Source organism: Sphingomonas sp. PvP056, assembly GCF_040549155.1.
Classification (GTDB): Bacteria; Pseudomonadota; Alphaproteobacteria; order Sphingomonadales; family Sphingomonadaceae; genus Sphingomonas.
The window spans coordinates 1-3,484 of the sequence record NZ_JBEPST010000014.1 but is presented as its reverse complement, the minus strand read 5'-3'; the positions used below and the strand labels follow the sequence as shown (position 1 = coordinate 3,484).

General features: G+C 53.5%; 1 tRNA gene and 2 rRNA genes. All 3 read right to left on the bottom strand.

Features of this window, described 5'->3' with window-relative positions:
• Window positions 1–21 precede the first annotated feature (21 nt).
• The 3 genes from rrf to ABIC17_RS20235 all read right to left on the bottom strand — a co-directional run bounded on the left by rrf (window position 22) and on the right by ABIC17_RS20235 (window position 3,476).
• Window positions 22–136: ribosomal RNA gene (gene rrf / locus ABIC17_RS20245) — 5S ribosomal RNA — on the bottom strand.
• A gap of 157 nt (window positions 137–293) precedes the next feature.
• Window positions 294–3,091, bottom strand: a 23S ribosomal RNA gene (locus ABIC17_RS20240).
• Window positions 3,092–3,400: 309 nt separating this feature from the next.
• Window positions 3,401–3,476, bottom strand: a tRNA-Ala gene (locus tag ABIC17_RS20235).
• Window positions 3,477–3,484 lie beyond the last annotated feature (8 nt).

Here is a 3,484-nt window from a genome sequence, read left to right as displayed (position 1 = left end):
TTGCTGCTCACCGGCTTCAATGCCTGGCGACGACCTACTCTTCCATCACTTAAGTGATAGTACCATGGGCGCAGTCAGGTTTCACGGCCGAGTTCGGGATGGGATCGGGTGGGGCACTGACGCTATAGCCACCAAGCAATGGAGCCGGTGAACAGCGGGTTCGAGTTCGTATCTTAAAATCGGTGCACGCTTTACGGTTGTCTGAAGATGGTAGTTGTTAATCAGGCGTTGCATTTGATCATCCGCCAGTCAGCGACATCTGGTTTCCCAGGATTGTCATTGATGGTGGGACTCTCAAGCGCGAATAGAGCAATTAGTATCGGTTAGCTCCATGGATTACTCCACTTCTACATCCGATCTATCAACGTCATGGTCTCTGACGGCTCTATGAAATCTTATCTCGAGGGAGGCTTCCCGCTTAGATGCTTTCAGCGGTTATCCCGTCCATACATAGCTACCCTGCTGCGCTCTTGGCAGAACGACAGGTACACCAGAGGTATGTTCAACCCGGTCCTCTCGTACTAGGGTCAACTCCTCTCAAATTTCGACGCCCACGGCAGATAGGGACCAAACTGTCTCGCGACGTTCTGAACCCAGCTCACGTACCACTTTAATTGGCGAACAGCCAAACCCTTGGGACCTGCTCCAGCCCCAGGATGTGATGAGCCGACATCGAGGTGCCAAACAACCCCGTCGATATGAGCTCTTGGGGGTTATCAGCCTGTTATCCCCGGCGTACCTTTTATCCGTTGAGCGATGGCCCTTCCACGAGGGACCACCGGATCACTATGACCGACTTTCGTCTCTGCTCGACTTGTCAGTCTCGCAGTCAGGCGGGCTTATGCCATTGCACTCTAACAGACGGTTTCCAACCGTCCTGAGCCCACCATTGCGCGCCTCCGTTACTCTTTAGGAGGCGACCGCCCCAGTCAAACTACCCGCCACAGAGGGTCCCTGATCCAGTTTCATGGATCGAGGTTAGACATCAGAAACAAACAGGGTGGTATTTCACCTATGGCTCCACGTCAGCTGGCGCCAACGCTTCAAAGCCTCCCACCTATGCTACACAGTTTCTTCCTAATGCCACTCTGAAGCTGCAGTAAAGGTGCACGGGGTCTTTCCGTCTAACCGCGGGAACCCCGCATCTTCACGGGGAATTCAATTTCGCTGAGCATGTCCTGGAGACAGTGGGGAAGTCGTTACGCCATTCGTGCAGGTCGGAACTTACCCGACAAGGAATTTCGCTACCTTAGGACCGTTATAGTTACGGCCGCCGTTTACCTGGGCTTCATTTCAGAGCTTGCACCCCTCCACTTAACCTTCAGGCACCGGGCAGGCGTCAGGCCCTATACGTCGTCTTGAAGCCGACTTAGCAGAGCCCTGTGTTTTTGCTAAACAGTCGCTACCCCCTGGCCTGTGCCCCCAACAAGAGCTTGCGCCTATGTTGGGCCTCCTTCTTCCGAAGGTACGGAGGCAATTTGCCGAGTTCCTTCAGGACACTTCTCTCAAGCGCCTTGGTATACTCTACCTGACCACCTGTGTCGGTTTCGGGTACGGTCTATACGGTGGGGCTATTTCCCGGGACCTCTTCGAGGCCGTCCCAATCCGATAAGGGACGACAACACACGAGATCCGTCACACACCACCAGGCCCACGAATATTAACGTGGTTCCCATCGACTACCCCCTTCGGGCTCGTCTTAGGGGCCGGCTCACCCTGCGCGGATTAGCCTTGCGCAGGAACCCTTGGTCTTTCGGCGAAAGGGCATCTCACCCTTTTTATCGCTACTCATGTCTGCATTCGCACTTCCGATACCTCCACGACCCATTACCAGATCGCTTCTCAGGCTTACGGAACGCTCCGCTACCGCGTACGCTATAAAGCGCACACCCTAAGCTTCGGTGCGTGTCTTGAGCCCCGTTACATCTTCGCCGCAGAACCTCTTGATTAGACCAGTGAGCTGTTACGCTTTCTTTAAAGGATGGCTGCTTCTAAGCCAACCTCCTGGTTGTTTTGGAAGTTCCACATGCTTTCCCACTTAGACACGACTTGGGGACCTTAGCTGTAGGTCAGGGCTGTTTCCCTTTTGACGACGGACCTTAGCACCCGCCGTCTGTCTCCCGGATATCACTCCTAGGTATTCGGAGTTTGGTTAGTGTTGGTAGGTCTCGCGACCCCCGCAACCATCCAGTGCTCTACCCCCTAGGGTGTCCATCCGAGGCACTACCTCAATAGTTTTCGCGGAGAACCAGCTATTTCCCGGCTTGATTGGCCTTTCACCCCTAAGCACAACTCATCCGGTAACTTTTCAACGTTAATCGGTTCGGACCTCCAGTGCATGTTACTGCACCTTCATCCTGGTCATGCATAGATCGCCGGGTTTCGGGTCTAATACATCAAACTCTGGCGCCCTATTCAGACTCGCTTTCGCTGCGCCTACACCTAACGGCTTAAGCTTGCTTGATACATTAAGTCACAGACCCATTATGCAAGAGGTACGCTGTCAGGCCTCAAGGACCCTCCAACTGCTTGTAGGCAATCCGTTTCAGGTACTGTTTCACTCCCCTCATCGGGGTGCTTTTCACCTTTCCCTCACGGTACTAGTTCACTATCGGTCGCATACGAGTATTTAGGCTTAGAGGGTGGTCCCCCTATGTTCAGACAGGATTACACGTGTCCCGCCCTACTCATGTCCTGAAGTCTCACTTTCGCATACGGGGCTGTCACCCGCTATGGCCACTCTTTCCAAAGTGTTCTGCTAGTTGAAATTCAGGCACTGGCCTGGTCCGCGTTCGCTCGCCACTACTAACGGAATCTCGGTTGATGTCTTTTCCTCCAGCTACTGAGATGTTTCAGTTCGCCGGGTTCGCTTCACGAAAGCTATGTATTCACTTAAGTGATACCTAACCCCATTTAGCGTGCGTAACCGATTGCTCGATTACGCAAGTTAAACGGGATAGGTGGGTTTCCCCATTCGGAAATCTGCGGGTCAAAGGTTGCTCACACCTCACCGCAGCTTATCGCAGCGTGCCACGTCCTTCATCGCCTGTATGCGCCAAGGCATCCACGAATTGCCCTTACCTCACGCTTGAGAGTCCGCACCACCAACAACAACACTGGGCATGATCATGACGATCACGCCGACTCGGCAAGAGCAGAGTTGTCGCAGTATCTTGGTACGGATGATTAAAAATGCTCAGCCTGATTAATTAGCGTTGTATCCGACCCTCTACGCTCTGACCTCGCGGCGAACCGCGATCCAAAGTCGTTCCTGTCGAACCAACGCCGTATCACGGCATCGATTTTAAGAACCCATTCACAATGTCAAATAAGGCGGGGCGAACCCCGCAATTTCCGCCGAAGCGGAAGCGTTTTCTCTTCATCTCTAGGTTGTGGCGAGTGGTGGAGCCTATCGGGATCGAACCGATGACCTGATGCTTGCAAAGCAACCGCTCTCCCAGCTGAGCTAAGGCCCCATACTCTT